Here is a 21,055-nt window from a genome sequence, read left to right as displayed (position 1 = left end):
TCGGTGAGAGGCGCTGTATCAGGACAGGGACGGGGTTAAAGGAGCGGTAACCGGATGTCGTTTCGCAAGTACCAGAAAGTGTTGGCCATCCCTCGGGTGTTGCCAGCGACGCTGTTCATGTTTGTCGCCGGCTTGCCGCTGACGATCATGACCCTCACGCTCAGCCTGCATGTGCTGAATGAAATGGGGCGCAGTTATTTCGATGCCGGTGTCGTCGCGACCGCCACGGCGTTGGGGTTTGCCGTGGGCTCGCCGCTGTTGGGGCGCAAGATCGATTCCCACGGTCTGCGCCCGGTGGTGGCCGTCAGCGGCACGATATCCACCGTCGCGTGGCTGGGCCTGCCGCTGGCGAGTTATCCCGTCTATGTCTGTCTGGCTTTTATTGCAGGCGTATTTACGGTGCCGACGGGTTCGCTGGCTCGCCAATTCGTGGCCAGCCTGGTGCCTGAAGACCAGCGTCGCCCGGCGTATTCGCTGAACATGATGTTGATGGAGCTGGGCTTCGTCATTGCGCCTGCCACCGGCATTCTCCTGATCACGTCCTATTCAGCGACGGCGACCATCGTTGGTATCGGCGTGTGGCGGGCCATTTCGTACATTGTGCTGTACAAGCTGAACTGGCCTACGCGTTCTCTCGACGAAGCCGCTCAGAAGATACAGCGTGTCCGACCCAAGTTGAGGACGTGGATGAGCGGCCCGCTGCTGTCTGCAATGTTTGTCAGTGCGGCGGCGTTGTTTGTGCTCTACGGGACTGAGCTGGCGCTGATTGCTGTGCTGCGCAGCAATGGCGAAATCGCGTTTACGGGGTATGTGATCGCGGCCATGTCCGTAGCATCGATCACGGGCGGATTTGTCCATGGCATTGTTCGGCGGTCGTGGTCCCAGGCCCGACTGGCGTTGGCGATGAGTTTGCTGCTGCTGCCGGTGGCGCTGTTCGATCAAGTCTGGTGGTGGCTGATGCTGGCGCTGTTGCCCACCAATCTGTTGTGCACGCCTACGCTGGCAGCGGGATCGGAAGCTGTCGCTAAACTGGCGCCTTCGGATGTGCGAGGCGAAGTGATGGGGCTGCATGACTCGGCGTATCGAATAGGCCAGACACTGTCCGCCCCGCTCGTTGGCTTCGCCATCGACAGCCTTTCCCCTGCGATGGGGTTCGTTGCGGCAGCTAGCGGAGGTCTGGTTTTGATCGGAATGGCGGCGCTTTGCAATCTGTGGATATCCACGCCAAAAACACTCGCGTCAAAACGACATCGGTCTTGACCGTGAAGGCTCAAGACCGATGTTTTCAAGCGTAAAAAATGTCTGTCAGAAAAAACTTATGCACGTTTTTGGTTCGATCATCGCCTCTGGAAATAAGCAACCAAATCATAAGGTTACGGACGATTCTCAAAAATTTCACACATTTGGTGCACAGGTTATCCACAATTCACGCCGGTGATTTTTCCGGTGTGGGCGCTGGCATGACAGGCGAGCCTAGCGCCTTCTGTGTGGCCTCGTTCCAGGCGGACACTCGATCATTCAGCGCGGCAATCGCCCGAGGGCCAGTGCCTTCTGCATACATCGGCTCACCAATCACTACTTCGATGGTGCCGGGCTTCTTGGCCCACCCTTCTTTTGGCCAATACCTGCCCGCGTTATGGGCGATGGGCAGGACCGGCAATTCAGCATTTACTGCCATGGCCGAGCCGCTGCGTGAGAACTTGCCGATCTGGCCGTAAGGCACCCGCGTCCCTTCCGGGAAAATCAGTACCCACACGCCGTCCTTGAGCAGTTCGTCACCCTTCTTGGCCACCACCTTGAGCGCGGCCTTAGGGTTGTTGCGGTCAATGGCGATAGGGCGAAGCATCGCCATCGCCCAACCGAAGAATGGCACGTACAGCAATTCACGCTTGAGCACCTGGCTCAGGGGCTGGAAATGCGCCGACAGGAAGAAGGTCTCCCACGTGCTCTGGTGATTGGACACTATCACGCACGGCGTCTTTGGCACGTTTTCCTGGCCGGTGACGTTGACCTTGATGTTAAGGAACACCTTCGTCAGCCAGACCGCACAGCGACACCAATACACGTTGATGAAGCGATAACGAACGCGGAAAGGCAGAAAAGGCGCAACGAAGAAACTCAGCGAACACCACAGCAGGGCAGTGGTGCCCAGCAGCAGGTAAAAGATGAAGATCCTGATGGCCTGCACTATCGACATAGCTGCTTTTACCGTTACGGGCAGTGCCCGGATGGAGCGTACCGTTGGACGACCGGTCAGTCGTTCGTTGATGCGCTGTTGTGAATAAGTTTTGCGGCAACCGCCGCCAGATCGTCAAAAATCAACGTTCCTGCGGGCAACGGGTTGCTCCGCGTCTTGTGTCCTTTGCCGGTCATGACCAGAACAGGTTGAGAGTCGACGGCCACCGCCGCCTCCAGGTCACCCTTGCTGTCGCCGACGAACCAGATTCCGCGAAGGTCCACGGCGTAATGGCTGGCAATGTTGCGCAGCATGCCCGGCTTGGGCTTGCGGCAATCGCACCCCGCGTCCGGGCCATGCGGACAATAAACGATCAGGCCGACCTCGCCGCCGTGCTCCGCCACCAGTGCGCGCAAACGGGCGTGCATGGCGTCCAGCGTGGCGAGGTCGTAATAACCGCGAGCAATACCAGACTGGTTTGTGGCCACGGCCACGGTCCAGCCCGCCTTGCTCAACTGCGCGATGGCCTCGATCGAGCCGGGAATCGGAATCCACTCCTCCACCGACTTGATGTAAGCATCGGAGTCTTCGTTGATCACCCCGTCCCGATCGAGAATCAGCAGTTTCAAATCATGCGCTCCGGCGTTAGCCCAACAGGGAGATGTCAGCGACGCCGAGGAACAGATTGCGCAGACGCGCCAGCAACGCATAACGGTTGGCGCGCACGCTGGCGTCTTCGGCGTTGACCATCACGGCCTCGAAGAAGGCGTCCACCGGCTCGCGCAGTGCTGCCAGACGGGCCAGCGCTTCGTTGTACTGACGGTTGGCAGACATTGGCGCGACGGCCTGGTCTGCCTGCTGAATCGCCGAGTACAGCGAGAACTCGTTGGCGTTGTCGAAGTATTTCGGCTCGACGGTCTGGGCAATACTGCCCTCAGCCTTGCTCAGCAGGTTCGAAACGCGCTTGTTCACGGCGGCCAGTGCAGCGGCTTCCGGCAACTTGCGGAACGCCTGAACGGCTTGCACGCGCTGGTCAAAGTCCAGCGCCGAGCCCGGTTGCAGGGCACGGACCGACAGGTAGACCGAGACATCGACGCCTTCATCTTCATAACGCGCACGCAGGCGGTCGAAGATGAACTCCAGCACTTGCTCGGCCAGTCCGGCCGGTTTGACCTTCGCGCCAAACTGAGTGACGGCGAATTGCACGGTCTTGATCAGGTCCAGATCCAGCTTCTTCTCGATCAGAATCCGCAGGATGCCCAGCGCGGCGCGACGCAGTGCGTACGGGTCTTTGCTACCGGTTGGCAGCATGCCGATGCCGAAGATGCCGACCAGGGTGTCGAGCTTGTCAGCGATGGCCACCGCCGCACCGGTCAGGGTGCTTGGCAGTTCAGCGCCTGCGCCACGTGGCATGTACTGTTCGTTCAGTGCCAGTGCGACGTCTTCCGGCTCGCCATCGGCCAGCGCGTAGTAGTAACCCGCCACGCCCTGCATTTCAGGGAATTCGCCGACCATCTCGGTCGCCAGGTCGCACTTGGACAGCAGACCGGCACGGCCCGCGCGTTGGGCGTCGCCGCCGATGCGTGGCGCGATGAACGCGGCCAGCTTCGACACGCGCTCGGCCTTGTCGAACACGGTGCCCAACTGGGCCTGGAACACGACGTTCTGCAGGCGCTGGTTGAAGGTTTCCAGCTTCTGCTTCTTGTCCTGTTTAAAGAAGAACTCGGCGTCAGTCAGGCGTGGGCGAACGACCTTCTCGTTACCCAAGACGATCTGCGACGGGTCTTTGCTCTCGACGTTGGCGACCGTGATGAAGCGCGGCAGCAGCTTGCCTTCAGCGTCCAGCAGGCAGAAATACTTCTGGTTATCCTGCATGGTGGTGATCAGGGCTTCTTGCGGCACTTCGAGGAAACGCTCCTCGAACGAGCACACCAGTGGCACTGGCCACTCGACCAGCGCGGTCACTTCGTCCAGCAACGCAGGCGGCACGATGGCGGTGCCTTCGTGTTGGGTCGCCAGTTCGTCGACACGCTTGCTGATCAGCGCACGACGCTCGTTGAAATCAGCCAGCACGTGAGCGGCACGCAGGTCGCTGGCGTAGTTCGCTGGCGAGGTGATGCGCACGCTTTCCGGGTGATGGAAACGGTGGCCACGGGATTCACGGCCAGCGGTCTGGGCGAGGATCGTGCAATCGATGACCTGGTCACCGAACAGCATCACCAGCCATTGGGTCGGACGCACGAACTCTTCCTTGCGCGCACCCCAGCGCATGCGCTTCGGGATCGGCAGGTCGTTGAGCGAGTCTTCGATGATGGTTGGCAGCAGGCTCGCGGTCGGTTTACCGGCGATGCTCTGGCTGTAACGCAACTTCGGGCCGCTCTGATCGATTTCGCTCAAATCGACGCCACACTTCTTGGCGAAGCCAAGAGCTGCCTGGGTCGGATTGCCGTCGGCGTCGAACGCCGCTTGACGTGGCGGGCCGTCCAGATTGACGCTGCGGTCCGGCTGTTGGGTTGCCAGCTCGGTGATCAACACGGCCAGACGGCGCGGCGCGGCGTACACCTGCTTGGCGCTGTAGGTGAGACCAGCGGCTTGCAGGCCTTTTTCGATACCGGCCAGGAACGCGTCGGCCAGGGTGTTCAATGCTTTGGGTGGCAGTTCTTCGGTGCCCAATTCAACCAGGAAATCTTGAGCACTCATTGTGCAGCCTCCAGCTTCGCCAACACTTCGTCGCGGATATCAGGTGCGGCCATCGGGAAGCCAAGCTTGGCCCGGGCCATCAAGTACGCCTGGGCGACGGAGCGGGCCAGGGTGCGTACGCGCAGGATGTATTGCTGACGCGCAGTCACGGAAATCGCGCGACGGGCATCCAGCAGGTTGAAGGTGTGCGAGGCCTTGAGGACCATTTCGTAGCTCGGCAGTGGCAGCTCGGCTTCGATCAGACGCATCGCTTCGCTTTCGTAGAAGTCGAACAGTTCGAACAGTTTGTCGACGTTGGCGTGTTCGAAGTTGTAGGTCGATTGCTCCACTTCGTTCTGGTGGAACACGTCGCCGTAGGTCACTTTGCCGAACGGGCCGTCGGTCCAGACCAGGTCGTAGACCGAATCGACGCCTTGCAAGTACATCGCCAGACGCTCAAGGCCGTAGGTGATTTCGCCGGTGACCGGGTAGCACTCGATGCCGCCCACTTGCTGGAAGTAGGTGAACTGCGAGACTTCCATGCCGTTGAGCCAGATTTCCCAGCCCAGGCCCCAGGCGCCCAGGGTTGGAGATTCCCAGTTGTCTTCGACGAAACGCACGTCGTGGACCAGCGGGTCCAGGCCGACGTGTTTCAGCGAACCCAGGTACAGCTCCTGGAAGTTGTCCGGGTTGGGTTTCAGAACCACCTGGAACTGATAGTAGTGCTGCAGGCGGTTGGGGTTCTCGCCGTAACGGCCATCGGTAGGACGACGGCTCGGCTGTACGTAGGCGGCGTTCCAGGTTTCCGGGCCAACGGCGCGCAGAAACGTGGCGGTGTGGAAAGTGCCGGCGCCCACTTCCATATCGTAGGGCTGAAGTACCACACAACCTTGCTCAGCCCAGTATTGCTGGAGGGCGAGGATCAAGTCTTGGAAGGTACGCACGGCTGGCGTAGGCTGGCTCACGAAATTCACCTGTACTGGGGGGCTGCGATTTAAAGAGCGGGAGTATACCCGATTCGGCAGCGCCTCCACCCTTGGGAGCCCTATGCCACGCTGCTTTTGGTGCAACGAAGAGCCGATTTATATGGACTACCACGACCAAGAGTGGGGTGTGCCGTTGCGCGACGCGCAGAAGCTGTTCGAGTTTCTATTGCTCGAAGGGTTCCAGGCCGGCCTGTCGTGGATCACCATTTTGAAGAAACGCGCCCGCTACCGCGAAGTAATGTTCGACTTCGACGTGCGACGCATCGCGGCCATGACCAACGCTGAAATCGAAGAATTGATGCTGGAACCGGGCATCGTTCGCAACCGCCTCAAGCTCAACGCCGCCCGCAAGAATGCACAGGCCTGGTTGCGCCTCGAAGACCCGGCGGCGTTTGTCTGGTCGTTTGTCGGTGGGCAGCCCAAAATCAATCACTTCCAGGGACGCAGTGAAGTCCCGGCGATCACGCCTGAGGCCGAGGCCATGAGCAAGGCGTTGAAGAAAGCCGGGTTCACGTTCGTGGGGCCGACCATCTGTTATGCCTATATGCAGGCGACCGGAATGGTCATGGACCACACGACCGATTGTGATCGGTATGCGCAGTTGGCTAACGCGTGAGAGATGAACATCTGTGGGAGCGAATTCATTCGCGAAAAATCTGCCAAGCGATAGAGATGCATCGGCTGTACCGGCCTATCGCGAATAAATTCGCTCCCACAGGGGATGTTCGTTCAGCTCAGCGGGCGACAGTGCATCGTTGTGCGAACGCTTGTGCTGAATGGTTACAATGCCCGCCTCATCGATTCAGGAGTGATCTGTGGATAAGTTCAAAGGCGCCATGATGGTCGGGGCGTTGCGATTGTTTGCATTGTTGCCTTGGCGCGCCGTGCAGTGGGTGGGCACCGGCATTGGTTGGTTGATGTGGAAGCTGCCCAATCGCTCTCGCGAAGTCGCGCGAATCAACCTTTCCAAGTGCTTTCCCGAGCTGAGCCCGACGGAGCTTGAAGCGTTGGTCGGTCGCAGCCTGATGGACATCGGCAAGACCCTGACCGAAAGCGCCTGCGCCTGGATCTGGCCTGCGCAAAAATCGATCAATCTGGTGCGCGAAGTCGAAGGGCTACAGGTGCTGAAAGACGCGCTGGCCTCCGGCAAAGGCGTAGTCGGCATCACCAGCCACCTCGGCAATTGGGAAGTGCTGAACCACTTCTATTGCAGCCAGTGCAAACCGATCATTTTCTATCGCCCGCCAAAGCTCAAGGCGGTGGATGAACTGCTGCGCAAACAGCGCGTGCAACTGGGTAACCGCGTCGCGGCATCGACCAAGGAAGGCATTCTCAGCGTCATCAAAGAAGTGCGCAAAGGTGGCTCGGTGGGCATTCCGGCTGACCCGGAGCCAGCAGAGTCGGCGGGTGTCTTCGTGCCGTTCTGTGGGACGGTGGCGCTGACCAGCAAATTCGTGCCGAACATGTTGGCCGGTGGCAAGGCCGTCGGTGTGTTCCTGCACGCGATGCGCCTTGAGGATGGCTCAGGCTACAAGGTGGTCCTGGAGGCCGCGCCGGACGACATGTACAGCACCGACACCGAAACCTCGGCGGCGGCGATGAGCAAGGTCGTGGAGAAATATGTGCGGGCGTATCCGAGCCAGTACATGTGGACGATGAAGCGCTTCAAGAAACGACCTGAGGGCGAGAAGCGCTGGTATTGAGCCAGGGCAACCCCCTGTAGGAGTGAGCTTGCTCGCGATCACGCAATGACTGTCATACATGCTCTAACTGACACACTGCTATCGCGAGCAAGCTCACTCCTACAGGGATCACATTTCAATCTGGGATGGCGTTACGCCTTGCGATCCAGCTTTTTGAGAAACACCGTCATTTCCTTCTCGGCCTGCTTGTCACCATGGCCGACCGCGGCTTGAATTCCCTGCTCCCACGCCTGACGAGCCTTTGCGTGATCCCCTGAAGCGAGCCAGGCCTTGCCGAGCAGCTTCCACGCCGCCGAGTATTTCGGGTCGAATTCGATACAGCGCTGCAAATGCTCCGCTGCCTTGGCATGATCCCCGGCATCGAGATAGCCCTTGCCCAGCCCGAAGCGCAGCAGGGCGTTGTCCATGCCCTTGGCGAGCATCTTTTCCAGTGATTCGAGCATGCAGACCCTCCTTTAGAAAAAACTCAACCCGACCTGAAACAGCCGTTCCACGTCGCGGATATGCTTTTTATCCACAAGGAACATGATCACGTGGTCGCCGGATTCGATGACCGTGCTGTCGTGAGCGATCAGCACTTTGTCCGCACGCGTGATCGCGCCAATGGTGGTACCGGGCGGCAGGTTGATGTGCATGATGGCCTTGCCAATCACCTTGCTCGACTTGGCGTCGCCGTGGGCCACGATCTCGATGGCTTCCGCCGCACCCCGCCGCAATGAATGCACGCTGACGATATCGCCGCGCCGCACGTGGGCCAGCAACGTGCCGATGGTCGCCAACTGCGGGCTGACAGCGATGTCGATCTCCCCGCCCTGCACCAGGTCCACATACGCCGTGTTGTTGATGATGGTCATGACCTTCTTCGCCCCTAGCCGCTTGGCCAGCAGCGAGGACATGATGTTGGCCTCATCGTCGTTGGTCAGCGCCAGGAACAGGTCAGCGTTGTCGATGTTTTCTTCCATCAGCAGGTCGCGGTCCGAAGAGCTGCCTTGCAGGATCACCGTGTTATCGAGGGTGTCCGACAGGTAGCGGCAACGCGCCGGGTTCATCTCGATGATCTTCACCTGGTAACGGTTTTCGATGGCCTCGGCCAGTCTTTCGCCGATCTGCCCGCCCCCGGCGATGACAATGCGCTTGTAGCTGACGTCCAGTTTGCGCATTTCGCCCATCACCGCACGAATGTCCGCCTTCGCTGCGATGAAGAAGACTTCATCGTCGGCCTCGATCACCGTATCGCCTTGAGGAATGATCGGACGATCACGACGGAAGATGGCCGCGACGCGTGTATCGACTTCCGGCATGTGGGCGCGTAACTGGCGCAGTTGCTGACCCACCAGCGGGCCGCCGTAATAGGCTTTCACGGCCACCAGTTGCACCTTGCCGTCCGCGAAGTCGATGACTTGCAGCGCGCTCGGGTATTCGATCAGGCGCTTGATGTAATTGGTGACGACCTGTTCGGGGCTGATCAGCACGTCCACCGGAATGGCGTCGTTGTCGAACAGGCCCGAGCGGGTCAGGTACGCCGACTCGCGCACACGGGCGATCTTGGTCGGGGTATGAAAGAGGGTGTAGGCGACTTGGCAGGCGACCATATTGGTTTCGTCGCTGCTGGTCACGGCGACCAGCATGTCGGCGTCGTCTGCCCCGGCCTGACGCAGCACGGTGGGGAACGAGCCGCGGCCCTGAATGGTGCGAATGTCCAGACGGTCGCCCAGCGCTCGCAGGCGATCCGGGTCGGTGTCCACGACGGTGATGTCATTCGCCTCGCTGGCCAGATGCTCAGCCAACGTGCCGCCGACCTGACCTGCACCGAGAATGATGATTTTCAATCAGCCTCTCCTTAGGAATTCTGCACAGTGCTGTAGGAGTGAGCTTGCTCGCGATGACGGTAGGCCTGTCACAGATTTGTCGCCTGACACACTGCTATCGCGAGCAAGCTCACTCCTACAGGTCTTATTTCAACCCGCAGAAATCTTGATCAACTTCGCGTAATAAAACCCGTCGTGCCCGCCTTCCTGCGCCAACAACTGCCGACCGTGCGGCTGTTTCAGCCCCGGCGGCGGGTTTCCTTGCTGACCAGCGATGTCCAGCTCGCGCGCACCCGGTGTGCGCCCGAGGAAAGCGTCGATCACGTCGGTGTTCTCAGTCGGGAGCGTCGAACAGGTTGCGTACAGCAAGATCCCGCCCACTTGCAGCGTCGGCCACAGCGCGTCGAGCAGTTCGCCTTGCAGCGTCGCCAAGGCCGGAATGTCGTCGGCCTGACGGGTCAGTTTGATGTCCGGGTGACGACGAATCACGCCGGTCGCCGAACACGGCGCATCGAGCAGGATGCGCTGGAACGGCTTGCCGTCCCACCATTGATCGGTGGCGCGGGCGTCGGCGGCGATCAGTTCGGCGCTCAGCCCGAGACGGTCGAGGTTCTCTTTCACACGCACCATGCGCTTGGCTTCAAGGTCCACCGCGACGACACCGGACAAGCCCGGTTGCACTTCCAGCAGATGGCAGGTCTTGCCCCCCGGCGCGCAGCACGCGTCGAGCACGCGCTGACCCGGCGCCAGCTCCAGCAGGTCGGCGGCCAGTTGCGCGGCCTCGTCCTGAACGCTGATCCAGCCGTCAGCGAAGCCCGGCAGCGAGCGGACGTCGCCGGGTTCGGTCAGCACGATGCCGTCCTGGCTGAACGCGCTGGCAATGGCCGAGATGCTGGCGTCTTGCAGCAGCTGCAGGTATTGCTCGCGGGTTTTGTGGCGGCGATTGACCCGTAGAATCATCGGCGGGTGCGCGTTGTTCGCGGCGCAGATGGCTTCCCAATGCTCGGGCCACGCGGCCTTCAAAGCTTTTTGCAGCCAGCGCGGGTGCGCCGTGCGGACCACGGGGTCGTGTTCCAGCTCAAGCAACAGCGCTTCGCCTTCGCGCTGGGCACGGCGCAGCACGGCATTGAGCAACGCCTTGGCCCACGGTTTCTTCAGTTTGTCAGCGCAGCCGACCGTCTCGCCAATGGCGGCGTGAGCGGGAATGCGCGAATAAAACAGCTGATAGAGGCCCACCAGCAGCAGCGCTTGAACGTCGTTATCGGCTGCCTTGAAGGGCTTTTGCAGCAGCTTGGCCGCCAACGCCGACAGACGAGGCTCCCAACGCGCCGTGCCAAACGCCAGGTCTTGCGTCAGACCGCGATCACGATCTTCCACCTTGTCGAGTTGCGTGGGCAACGAGCTGTTCAGCGAAGCCTTGCCGCTGAGCACGGCAGCCAAAGCCTTGGCGGCGGCCAGACGCGGGTTCATTGCGCGTCAGCCGAGAGACCCAAAACGGTCCCGGTCGCGAACTTCTCACGACGGCTGTTGAACAGGTCGGCGAACCCCAGCGGCTTGCCACCCGGCAATTGCAGGCGGGTCAGCCGCAGGGCCTGTTGCCCACAGGCCACGATCAGGCCGTCTTTGCTGGCGCTCAGAATCGTACCCGGCTCGCCCTGCCCTTCAGCGGTTTGCGCGGCCAGAACTTTCAAGGCTTCGCCGTTGAGGGTGCTGTGGCAGATCGGCCAAGGATTGAAGGCACGCACCAGTCGCTCCAGCTCATCGGCCGGACGCGACCAGTCGATGCGCGCTTCATCTTTATTCAGTTTGTGAGCGTAAGTGGCGAGGCTGTCATCCTGCACTTCGCCCACCAGCGTGCCCTCAGCCAGACCGGCAATGGCTTGCACCACAGCAGGCGGGCCAAGTTCGGCCAAGCGATCATGCAAGGTGCCGCCGGTGTCTTCGTCCGTAATGGGCGTGACGACCTTGAGCAGCATCGGGCCGGTGTCCAGCCCTGCCTCCATACGCATCACGGTCACGCCACTTTCGGCGTCGCCCGCTTCCACAGCGCGCTGAATTGGCGCCGCACCGCGCCAGCGAGGCAGCAGCGAAGCGTGGCTGTTGATGCAACCGAGCCGCGGAATGTCGAGGACCACCTGCGGCAGGATCAGGCCGTAGGCGACGACGACCAGCAGGTCCGGCTTGAGCGCGGCCAGTTCGGCTTGGGCTTCGGGGGCACGGAGGGTCGGCGGTTGAAACACGGGAATGGCGTGTTGCAGGGCGAGTTGCTTGACCGGGCTTGGCATCAGCTTTTGGCCGCGACCCGCCGGGCGATCAGGCTGGGTGTAAACCGCGATCACCTCGTAAGGGCTGTCGAGCAGGGCTTTGAGGTGTTCGGCGGCGAATTCCGGGGTGCCGGCGAAGACGATGCGCAATGGCTCAGTCATGGGCTTCTCGTTGTGTAAAAAAGAAAAGGCCTCAGCAAGAGGCCTTTTGGGTGAGGGATCAAGCGTTCTGCTTGTGCTGTTTTTCCAGCTTTTTCTTGATCCGGTCACGCTTGAGTGTGGACAGGTAATCGACGAACAGCTTGCCGTTGAGGTGATCGCACTCGTGCTGGATGCACACCGCGAGCAGGCCTTCGGCAATCAGTTCGTAGGTCTGGCCGTCGCGGTCCAGCGCCTTGACCTTGACCCGCTGCGGGCGGTCGACGTTCTCATAGAAACCGGGAACGGACAGGCAGCCTTCCTGATACTGGTCCATCTCGTCGGTCAGCGGCTCCAGCTCCGGGTTGATGAAAACCCGTGGTTCGCTGCGGTCTTCCGAGAGATCCATTACAACGACGCGCTTGTGTACGTTAACCTGCGTCGCCGCCAGACCGATGCCAGGCGCTTCGTACATGGTTTCAAACATGTCGTCGACCAACTGGCGAATGCCGTCGTCCACAGCAGCCACCGGCTTGGCGATGGTACGCAGGCGCGAATCGGGAAATTCGAGAATGTTTAAAATGGCCATATACGTAAGAGATGCACTTGTAGGGTAAAGTCAAAATCGGCTGCTAGGCTTGGGGGCGTTACAAGACAAGCGGGCAGCCCTTGTAAAACAGAAGTCTCGCAAGACTCCACGTTTCACGCGAAGCCAACATGATAAAGGGATTCACCGCATGAGGAAATCACTACTCGCCCTGCTGCTGTTGGCCGCGACAGGCCTTGTCCAGGCGCAAGTACAACTCAAGGAAGGCCATCCAGAGCGCTACACCGTTGTCGCCGGTGACACGCTTTGGGACATCTCAGGCAAGTTTCTCAGTCAGCCATGGAAATGGCCGCAGCTCTGGAGAGCCAATCCGCAGGTTCACGACCCGGATCTGATCTACCCCGGCGACACCCTGACGCTGATCTACGTGGACGGTCAACCGAGGATCGTCGCCAATCGTGGCGAGTCTCGCGGCACCATCAAATTGTCACCGCGTGTGCGTAGCACGCCGATTGCCGACGCGATTCCCACCATCCCGTTGGGCGCGATCAACGCGTTTCTGCTGAACAACCGCATCATCGACACCCCTGAAGAATTCGAAACCGCCCCGTACATCGTGGCTGGCAACGGCGAGCGCGTGCTCAGTGGCGCCGGGGACCGCATCTACGCCCGTGGCCAATTCAGCCCGGACCACGTGTCGTACGGGGTCTTCCGTAAGGGCAAGACCTACTTTGATCCAGAGACCAACGTTCCGCTGGGCATCAATGCCGACGACGTGGGCAGTGGTGAAATCGTGGCGGCTGAAGGCGACATCGCAACCGTGCAGATGCAGCGCTCCACTCAGGAAGTCCGTCTGGGTGACCGCCTGTTCGTCAGCGAAGAGCGTGCGATCAACTCGACCTTCGTCCCAAGCGAGCCGCAGCAGGAAATTCGCGGCACGATCATCGACGTGCCACGGGGTGTGACGCAGATCGGCGAGTTCGACGTGGTCACCCTCGATCGCGGAAAGATGGACGGTCTGTCCGATGGCAACGTGTTGGCGATCTACAAAGCGGGTGAAACCGTCCGTGACCGCATCACGGGCGAACAGGTAAAGATTCCCGACGAGCGCTCCGGTCTGCTGATGGTGTTCCGCACCTATAACCACCTCGCTTACGGCATGGTATTGCACGCAACCCGATCGTTGGCGGTCAACGACCGGGTGCGCAATCCGTAATCCTATGTATCAGCTCTAAAACACTTTTTTCCACCGGCATGCTTCACTTATCTAAACGTTGTCAACAGAGTTATCCACAGGTTGGCCCACCTATTGAGGTGGGTTGCCGGTCAAGGAAGATCTCATGCCGATGTTCGAAAAAGTGGGGCAGTCGCCTGCCGAACTGGAGGCGCGGCTGCGGCTCCATCGCTTGCCTGAAATTGGTGGCAAGCGTTTTCAGACCCTCATCAATGCCTTCGGCAGCGCCTCTGCTGCCCTGAGTGCGCCAGCCTCCGCCTGGCGTTCTTTGCGTCTGCCCGCGATCAGTGCCGACGCCCGTCGCGACCCAACCGTACGCGATGGCGCGAGCGCCGCATTGGCCTGGCTAGAGCGTCCGGGCCAGCATTTGTTGATGTGGGACGACCCGGACTACCCCGCCCTGCTGGCCGAAATTCCTGATCCGCCGCCACTCCTTTTCGTCGCCGGTAATCGCGCTTTGCTTGATCGCCCACAGTTGGGAATGGTCGGCAGTCGGCGTGCATCCCGACCCGGGCTCGATACCGCTGCCGCATTTGCACGAAGCCTGGCGGGCGCCGGATTTGTCGTCACAAGCGGCTTGGCGTTGGGCATTGATGGGGCTGCTCATCAGGGTGCACTGGACGTTAAAGGCGCCACAATTGGCGTCTTGGGAACGGGGATCGAAAAACTTTATCCACAGCGGCACCGTCAGCTCGCGGCGAACATGGTGGCTCACGGTGGTGCGGTGGTTTCGGAGCTGCCGTTGGATGCTGATCCTCATGCCAGTAACTTTCCGCGTCGGAACAGGATTATCAGCGGCCTATCGCTGGGCGTACTGGTGGTAGAGGCGAGTGTTGCCAGTGGTTCGCTGATCACGGCGCGGCTGGCAGCGGAACAAGGCCGCGAGGTGTACGCCATTCCGGGGTCGATCCATCATCCCGGTGCGCGGGGCTGTCATCAGTTGATTCGGGAAGGCGCGACGCTGGTCGAAACCGTCGATCATATTCTTGAGGGTTTGCAAGGTTGGAAGAATCTGGCGCCCGCTCAAGCGCCTGTGGAAAACCCCGCCAAGCCCGACCATCCCCTGCTGGCGCTGCTGCACGCTGCGCCGCATACCAGCGAAGGGCTGGCTGCCAGTAGCGGGTGGTCACTGCCGAATGTGCTGGTGGCGCTGACGGAGCTTGAGCTGGACGGTTGCGTGGCGAGTGAGGCGGGACGATGGTTTGCCCGGGCACGCTGAGGTTAAACTGCCGACCAGGGTTTATTCGGAGAGCGAGTGATGGTCAGCAGTTGGCGTGTGCAACAAGCCGCACAAGAAATTCGTGCCGGGGCGGTGATTGCCTATCCAACCGAAGCGGTCTGGGGTTTGGGCTGTGATCCTTGGGATTTCGAGGCGGTGTACCGTTTGTTGGCGATCAAGGCGCGGCCTGTGGAAAAAGGCCTGATCCTGATTGCCGACAACATCCGTCAGTTCGACTTTCTGTTCGAAGACTTTCCAGAGCTGTGGATCGACCGCATGGCCAGCACCTGGCCGGGCCCGAACACATGGCTGGTGCCGCACCAGGGTCTGCTCCCCGACTGGATCACCGGTGGGCGCGACACCGTGGCCCTACGCGTCAGCGACCATCCGCAAGTCCGCGAACTGTGTGCCCTCACCGGCCCGCTGGTCTCCACCTCAGCCAACCCCACCGGCCGCCCGGCTGCCCGCTCCCGCTTGCGGATCGAGCAGTATTTCCATGGACAGCTGGACATGGTGTTGAACGGCGAACTGGGCGGCCGCCGCAATCCGAGCGTGATTCGGGATTTAGTGACAGCTGAAGTGGTGCGTGCAGGCTGAGGCAATTCTCTGATCGTTCTCACGCGGAGCGTGAGAACGATCAAGAGCCAGCGGCGTTAAGGCACCAGGATGATCGACCCCGTGGTGCGCCGACCCGACAGGTCGGTGTGCGCCTGAGCTGCGTCTTTCAACGCGTATTTCTTGATGTCATCGACCTTCACCTTGCCACTGGTGACCATCGCGAACACTTCATCCGCCATCGCCTGCAAGGCTTCCGGGCTGTTGGCGTAGGAGCCCAGGGTCGGACGGGTCACGTACAGCGAGCCTTTCTGCGCCAGAATCCCCAGGTTCACACCCGACACCGCGCCCGAGGCATTGCCGAAGCTGACCAGCAGTCCGCGCAGCTCCAGGCAATCCAACGACGTTTCCCACGTGTCTTTGCCGACGCCGTCGTACACCACCGATACTTTCTTACCGTCGGTCAGCTCCAGCACGCGCTTGGCCACGTCTTCCTTGCTGTAGTCGATCACTTCCCACGCGCCGTTCGCCTTGGCGACAGCGGCTTTTTCCGGAGAACTGACGGTACCGATCAGCTTCACGCCCAGCGCAGCCGCCCATTGGCAGGCAATCGAGCCCACGCCACCGGCGGCCGCGTGGAACAGAATGATTTCTTCAGGACGGATTTCATACGTCTGGCGGAACAGGTACTGCACGGTCAGGCCCTTGAGCATGATCGCGGCGGCCTGTTCGAAGCTGATGTCGTCCGGCAGTTTCACCACGTTGGCGCCTTGCGTCAGGTGCAGATCCGCGTAGCTGCCCAACTGGCCAGTGCCGTAACCGACACGGTCGCCCACCTTGACGTGAGTCACTTCGCTGCCGACGGCCTCGACCACGCCCGCACCTTCATTTCCCAGTCCCGACGGCATCGAGGCGACGGGATACAGGCCAGTGCGGAAATAGGTTTCGATGAAGTTGACGCCAATCGCTTTGTTGCGCACGACGACTTCTTTTGGACCCGGTTTGGCCGGTTCGAAATCGACATATTCAAGGACTTCAGGGCCGCCGTGGCTGCGGAACTGGATACGCTTTGCCATTTGCTTTCTCCGTCATGGATCGAAACTGCTGGAACAAAACTGTGGGTGCGAAAGGGCTCTATCGGACTCCTTCGCTCGGACTTCGTCAACTGCGGCCGCGCGCGAGCCGGTGTATGCTACGCGCCACTTTCAGGATGTCGTTCACGCCAGCGGTGCCATTGCCGAATGCACGCCAGAAGCGGAACGACGCTCAAAATACCGGTTACACGTTACTTCAAGGTACGCCCATGTCCTCACGCACCGATGCCGTCAAAGCCTACCTGCTCGACCTGCAAGACCGGATCTGCGCCGCGCTGGAGCAAGAAGACGGCAGCGGCCGCTTCGTCGAAGACGCCTGGGAGCGTCCGGCGGGCGGCGGTGGTCGTACTCGCGTGATCGAGAACGGTGGCCTGTTCGAAAAAGGCGGGGTCAACTTCTCCCACGTCTTCGGCGCCGGTTTGCCCCCTTCCGCCAGCGCTCATCGACCGGAACTCGCGGGTCGCGGCTTCGAAGCGCTGGGCGTGTCGCTGGTGATGCATCCGCACAACCCACATGTTCCGACCTCACACGCCAACGTGCGTTTCTTCATCGCTGAAAAAGAGGGCGAAGAGCCGGTCTGGTGGTTCGGCGGCGGGTTCGACCTCACGCCTTATTACGGCGTCGAGGAAGACTGCGTTCATTGGCACCGTGTGGCCGAGCAGGCCTGTGCGCCGTTCGGAGCGGACGTCTACCCGCGTTACAAAGCCTGGTGCGACCGCTATTTCCACATCAAGCACCGCAACGAGCCCCGGGGCGTCGGCGGCCTGTTTTTCGATGATTTGAACGAATGGGATTTCGACACCAGCTTTGCCTTCCTGCGCGCCATCGGTGATGCCTTTGTTGAGGCGTACCTGCCGATCGTTCAACGCCGCAAGGCCACGCCGTTTACGCCGCAGCAGCGCGAATTTCAGGAATTCCGCCGTGGCCGTTACGTGGAGTTCAACCTGGTGTACGACCGCGGCACCCTGTTCGGGCTGCAATCGGGCGGGCGTACCGAGTCGATCCTCATGTCGCTGCCGCCGCAAGTGCGCTGGGGCTACGACTGGAAGGCCGCGCCGGGCAGTGAAGAGGCGCGCCTGACCGAGTATTTCCTGCAAGACCGCGACTGGCTGGCCGAAGGAGCACAAGCATGACCGATCACTACGTTGTTTTCGGCAACCCTATCGCTCACAGCAAGTCGCCACTGATTCATCGCTTGTTCGCGGAACAGACCGGCGAATCGCTGGATTACCAGACCGCGCTGGCGCCGCTGGACGGTTTCCCGGCGTTCGCCAAACAGTTCTTCGAGTCAGGCAAGGGCGCAAACGTCACGGTGCCGTTCAAGGAAGAGGCGTATCGACTAGCGGATCAACTGACCGATCGCGGCCGTCGCGCCGGTGCCGTGAACACGCTGGCGATTCAGGTGGATGGCACGTTGTTGGGCGACAACACCGACGGCGCCGGGTTGGTGCGAGACCTGACGGTGAACCACGGCGTCACTCTCAAAGACAAACGCATCCTGTTGCTAGGGGCCGGTGGCGCGGTGCGTGGTGCGCTGGCGCCATTGCTGGCGGAAGAGCCTTACGTGCTGGTGATCGCCAATCGTACGGTGGAAAAGGCCGAGCAATTGGCGAAGGAATTCGCCGAATTGGGACCTGTTTTGCCGGCCGGGTATGACTGGCTGGAAGAGCCCTTCGACGTGATCATCAACGCCACGTCAGCGAGCCTGGCGGGTGAGTTGCCACCGATTGCGCCGAGCTTGATTCAGCCGGGCGAAACGTTTTGCTACGACATGATGTACGGCAAGGAACCGACCGCGTTCTGCCGTTGGGCGACCGAGCATCAGGCCGGGCAGGCGGTGGACGGTTTGGGGATGTTGGTGGAGCAGGCGGCAGAGGCATTCTACGTATGGCGCGGTGTTCGCCCTGATTCGACGCCAGTACTGGCGGAGTTGCGGCGGTTGATGGCCGAGGCCTGATCCCGAGCCGTCATAAATATTCCTGCCAACGGTGTCCCCCTGTGGGAGCGAATTCATTCGCGAAACGGTGGTACAAGCGACGGAGATGCGTCGAATGTACCGGCCATTCGCGAATGAATTCGCTCCTACAGGTCAGGCACCGGCCTTGAGATCGGAGAGATCACAAGGCCGTGCGTCACGCTTATAACTTTGCTTTAACCGCCGTCAGTGCATCTTTGTCGTCGATGGTTTTCACGCCGTCGAGCCATTTTTCAAGCACGGCAGGGTTGGCCTTGATCCACGCCTTCACCGCGTCGGTGTTGCTGATCTTCTTGCTGTCCACTTCCTGCATGATGCTGTTTTCCATGTCCTGAGTGAACGTCAGGTTGGAGAACAGTTTGGCCACGTTCGGGCAAGCGTCGGCGTAGCCTTTGCGGGTCACGGTGTAGACGCTGCCGGTGTCACCGAAGTATTTCTCGCCGCCCTTCAGGTAGTGCATGCCTTTGATTTGCACGTTCATCGGGTGCGGGGTCCAGCCGAGGAAGACCACGAAGTCTTTCTTCTTCACGTTACGCTTCACTTCGGCCAGCATCGCCTGTTCGCTGGACTCGACCAGCTTCCAGTCGCCCAGGTCGAACTCGTTCTTTTTGATGATCTCCTGAATCGACGCGTTGGCCGGAGCCCCCGAGCCGATGCCGTAGATCTTCTTGTGAAACTTCTCGGCAAATTTGTTCAGGTCGGCGAAATCATGCACGCCCGCGTCGTAGACATAGTCCGGGACCGCGAGGGTGAACTCGGTGCCTTCCAGGTTTTTCTTGTACTGCGTCACGTCCCCCGTGGCGATAAACTTGTCATAGAACCCCTGCTGCGCAGGCATCCAGTTGCCCAGGAACACGTCCATCTGACCGTCCTTGAGACCACCATAGGCAATCGGCACTGCCAGCGTATCGACCTTGGTCTTGTAACCCATGCCTTCGAGCAGGAAACCCGCCGTGGCATTGGTTGCAGCGATGTCGCTCCAACCTGGATCGGCCATCTTGACCGTACTGCAGCTCGCGTCAGCGGCGTATGCAACGACGCTGCCCAAGCTCATCACCGCAACCGCCAGCGTTGTGAACAACTTCTTCATGGTGTGCCCCTTTTTGGTTTTCTAGGTGTTGGCAGGGTTCAAGGTTGTGGATAACGGGCCTTGCGCTCCAGATCGTCGAGATCGATATGGTTGCGCATGTATTGCTGACTGGCGTCTACCAGCGGCTGGTGATCCCAACTCTTCAGCTTGCCGAGCGCCAGCGACTCGGCGACGAAACGCCGACGACGCTGGCTGGCGAGCACCTGGTGGTGTATCGCCGGAATGTCCCATTTGGCCTTCGCTTCAGCCAGGAACGTGTTGAACAGGTCGCGATGGGCCTCGGATTGGCTCAACTCTTCCTGCTCCTTCGGATCGTCGTGCACGTCGTACAGCAGACATGGGTCCTGTTCCGAATAGATAAATTTATAGGCGCCGCGACGAATCATCATCAACGGGCTGTTGGTGCCTTCGGCCATGTACTCGCCAAACACTTCGTCATGGCCGCCCTCGCCTTGCAAATGCGGCAAAAGCGAGCGACCGTCCAGTGGCAGACCGGCTTCCAGATTCCCTTCGGCCAGCGCCACGAACGTCGGCAGCAGGTCGGCGGTGGACACGGCAGCCTTCACGCGGCCAGCCTTGAATTGCCCCGGAGCGTACACCAGCAGCGGCACGCGGGCCGACATTTCAAACCAGTGCATTTTGTACCAGAGACCACGCTCGCCGAGCATGTCGCCGTGGTCGCCCGAGAACACGATGATGGTGTCGTCGGCCAGGCCGGTGTCTTCGAGGGTCTTCAGCAGTTTGCCGACATTGTCGTCGATATAGCTGCACGCGCCGAAATACGCGCGGCGGGCGTCACGGATCTTGTTCTCCGGCAGCGGCTTGTCCCACAGGTCGTAGACCTTGAGCAGGCGCTGGGAGTGGGGGTCCTGATCGGCCTGGACAGGGGGCGCAGGCGGCATCGGAATCTCGTCGTCGTTGTAGAGATTCCAGTATTCCTTGGGGATGGTGTACGGGTCGTGGGGGTGAGTCATCGACACGGTCAGGCAGAACGGCTGATCGCCATCTTCACGCACGTGATCGAACAGGTATTGCTGAGCCTTGAACACCACCTCTTCGTCGAAATCGAGCTGGTTGGTGCGCACGCATGGGCCGGCTTGCAGCACCGACGACATGTTGTGATACCAGGTTGGGCGCACGTCCGGCTCGTCCCAGTTCACCGCCCAACCGTAGTCGGCGGGGTAGATGTCGCTGGTCAGGCGCTCTTCATAGCCGTGCAGCTGATCCGGGCCGCAGAAATGCATCTTGCCCGACAGCGCGGTGCGATAGCCGAGACGACGCAGGTAGTGGGCGTAGGTCGGAACATCGGCAGGAAAGTCGGCAGCATTGTCGTAAGCGCCAATCTTGCTCGGGAGCTGGCCGCTGACCAGGGTAAAACGCGACGGTGCGCACAGCGGGCTGTTGCAATAGGCAGCGTCGAACACCACGCCCTCAGCGGCGAGGCGGCTCAAATTGGGCATCTTGATTGGAGATGAGGCGTAAATCGGCAACATCGGCGCGGCCATCTGATCGGCCATGATGAAAAGAATGTTCTTGCGCTTCATGTCTTCGCGGCATTCCATAGTGAATATTTATGCGAAATTGCTG

20 protein-coding genes are annotated in these 21,055 nt (G+C 60.5%); 8 read left to right on the top strand and 12 right to left on the bottom strand.

From position 1 onward, the window contains the following. The first annotated feature begins 54 nt into the window (after positions 1–54). Positions 55–1,260, top strand: a complete 1,206-nt coding sequence (locus GVN17_RS03850; RefSeq protein WP_166593920.1) for an MFS transporter — start codon at positions 55–57, stop codon at positions 1,258–1,260. Between the two features lie 166 nt (positions 1,261–1,426). On the opposite strand, the gene GVN17_RS03845 is transcribed toward GVN17_RS03850, so the two are convergent. From GVN17_RS03845 to glyQ, 4 genes are read right to left on the bottom strand one after another with little or no spacing between them, the layout of a single operon-like run. Continuing rightward, positions 1,427–2,197, bottom strand: coding sequence for a 1-acyl-sn-glycerol-3-phosphate acyltransferase (locus tag GVN17_RS03845; RefSeq protein ID WP_166593919.1), 771 nt, complete (start codon positions 2,195–2,197; stop codon positions 1,427–1,429). A 56-nt stretch (positions 2,198–2,253) separates the two neighbouring features. Continuing rightward, a complete protein-coding gene (gene gmhB, locus GVN17_RS03840) occupies positions 2,254–2,805 on the bottom strand; it encodes a D-glycero-beta-D-manno-heptose 1,7-bisphosphate 7-phosphatase (RefSeq protein WP_256665065.1) in 552 nt (183 codons plus the stop codon). 16 nt (positions 2,806–2,821) lie between these two features. Next, positions 2,822–4,876 carry a glycine--tRNA ligase subunit beta gene (glyS, locus tag GVN17_RS03835; RefSeq protein ID WP_166593917.1) on the bottom strand — a complete coding sequence of 685 codons (2,055 nt, stop codon included), beginning with the start codon at positions 4,874–4,876 and terminating at the stop codon, positions 2,822–2,824. Further along, positions 4,873–5,820, bottom strand: a complete 948-nt coding sequence (gene glyQ, locus GVN17_RS03830) for a glycine--tRNA ligase subunit alpha (protein WP_166593916.1) — start codon at positions 5,818–5,820, stop codon at positions 4,873–4,875. Before glyQ ends, glyS begins: the two co-directional genes overlap by 4 nt. 82 nt (positions 5,821–5,902) lie before the next feature. Between glyQ and GVN17_RS03825 the strand changes: the two genes are divergently transcribed. After that, entirely contained in the window at positions 5,903–6,457 is a 555-nt protein-coding gene (locus tag GVN17_RS03825; protein WP_166593915.1) for a DNA-3-methyladenine glycosylase I, read from the top strand. Positions 6,458–6,656: 199 nt separating this feature from the next. Continuing rightward, a complete protein-coding gene (locus GVN17_RS03820) occupies positions 6,657–7,544 on the top strand; it encodes a lysophospholipid acyltransferase (protein ID WP_166593914.1) in 888 nt (295 codons plus the stop codon). A 131-nt stretch (positions 7,545–7,675) separates the two neighbouring features. Here the strand turns inward: GVN17_RS03820 and GVN17_RS03815 are convergent, their stop codons facing one another. From GVN17_RS03815 to def, 5 genes are all read right to left on the bottom strand, one after another. Then, the gene (locus GVN17_RS03815; protein ID WP_166593913.1) at positions 7,676–7,987 is read right to left on the bottom strand and encodes a tetratricopeptide repeat protein; all 312 of its coding nucleotides are present in this window, start codon (positions 7,985–7,987) and stop codon (positions 7,676–7,678) included. A 12-nt stretch (positions 7,988–7,999) separates the two neighbouring features. Beyond that, complete coding sequence (gene trkA, locus GVN17_RS03810) at positions 8,000–9,373, bottom strand: Trk system potassium transporter TrkA (protein ID WP_166593912.1); 1,374 nt, start codon at positions 9,371–9,373, stop codon at positions 8,000–8,002. 129 nt (positions 9,374–9,502) lie between these two features. Next, positions 9,503–10,822, bottom strand: coding sequence for a 16S rRNA (cytosine(967)-C(5))-methyltransferase RsmB (gene rsmB / locus GVN17_RS03805; RefSeq protein ID WP_166593911.1), 1,320 nt, complete (start codon positions 10,820–10,822; stop codon positions 9,503–9,505). Continuing rightward, positions 10,819–11,778 carry a methionyl-tRNA formyltransferase gene (gene fmt, locus GVN17_RS03800; protein WP_166593910.1) on the bottom strand — a complete coding sequence of 320 codons (960 nt, stop codon included), beginning with the start codon at positions 11,776–11,778 and terminating at the stop codon, positions 10,819–10,821. The genes rsmB and fmt overlap by 4 nt, the downstream gene beginning before the upstream one ends. Before the next feature lie 58 nt (positions 11,779–11,836). Then, complete coding sequence (def, locus tag GVN17_RS03795) at positions 11,837–12,343, bottom strand: peptide deformylase (RefSeq protein ID WP_166593909.1); 507 nt, start codon at positions 12,341–12,343, stop codon at positions 11,837–11,839. A gap of 148 nt (positions 12,344–12,491) precedes the next feature. On the opposite strand from def, the gene GVN17_RS03790 reads away from it, so the two are divergent. From GVN17_RS03790 to GVN17_RS03780, 3 genes are all read left to right on the top strand, one after another. After that, entirely contained in the window at positions 12,492–13,517 is a 1,026-nt protein-coding gene (locus GVN17_RS03790) for a LysM peptidoglycan-binding domain-containing protein (RefSeq protein ID WP_166593908.1), read from the top strand. Between the two features lie 124 nt (positions 13,518–13,641). Beyond that, positions 13,642–14,754, top strand: a complete 1,113-nt coding sequence (gene dprA / locus GVN17_RS03785; protein WP_166593907.1) for a DNA-processing protein DprA — start codon at positions 13,642–13,644, stop codon at positions 14,752–14,754. Between the two features lie 39 nt (positions 14,755–14,793). Next, entirely contained in the window at positions 14,794–15,351 is a 558-nt protein-coding gene (locus GVN17_RS03780; protein WP_166593906.1) for an L-threonylcarbamoyladenylate synthase, read from the top strand. Positions 15,352–15,407: 56 nt separating this feature from the next. On the opposite strand, the gene GVN17_RS03775 is transcribed toward GVN17_RS03780, so the two are convergent. Beyond that, entirely contained in the window at positions 15,408–16,385 is a 978-nt protein-coding gene (locus GVN17_RS03775; RefSeq protein ID WP_166593905.1) for an NADPH:quinone reductase, read from the bottom strand. Positions 16,386–16,612: 227 nt separating this feature from the next. Here GVN17_RS03775 and hemF point away from each other — a divergent pair, with 227 nt between their 5' ends. Both hemF and aroE read left to right on the top strand, forming a co-directional pair. Next, a complete protein-coding gene (gene hemF, locus GVN17_RS03770) occupies positions 16,613–17,536 on the top strand; it encodes an oxygen-dependent coproporphyrinogen oxidase (protein WP_166593904.1) in 924 nt (307 codons plus the stop codon). After that, a complete protein-coding gene (aroE, locus tag GVN17_RS03765) occupies positions 17,533–18,360 on the top strand; it encodes a shikimate dehydrogenase (RefSeq protein ID WP_166593903.1) in 828 nt (275 codons plus the stop codon). Before hemF ends, aroE begins: the two co-directional genes overlap by 4 nt. 181 nt (positions 18,361–18,541) lie before the next feature. On the opposite strand, the gene choX is transcribed toward aroE, so the two are convergent. Together choX and betC are read right to left on the bottom strand one after the other, a co-directional pair. Further along, a complete protein-coding gene (choX, locus tag GVN17_RS03760) occupies positions 18,542–19,468 on the bottom strand; it encodes a choline ABC transporter substrate-binding protein (RefSeq protein WP_166593902.1) in 927 nt (308 codons plus the stop codon). Between the two features lie 38 nt (positions 19,469–19,506). Continuing rightward, positions 19,507–21,012: a choline-sulfatase gene (gene betC / locus GVN17_RS03755; RefSeq protein WP_166593901.1), complete on the bottom strand. Its 1,506-nt coding sequence runs from the start codon at positions 21,010–21,012 to the stop codon at positions 19,507–19,509. Between the last annotated feature and the right edge of the window lie 43 nt (positions 21,013–21,055).

This window comes from Pseudomonas sp. SLFW, from assembly GCF_009905615.1.
GTDB classification, from domain to species: domain Bacteria; phylum Pseudomonadota; class Gammaproteobacteria; order Pseudomonadales; family Pseudomonadaceae; genus Aquipseudomonas; species Aquipseudomonas bambusae.
The sequence above is the reverse complement of the archived record's forward strand: the minus strand, read 5'-3'. Positions and strand labels throughout refer to the sequence as shown.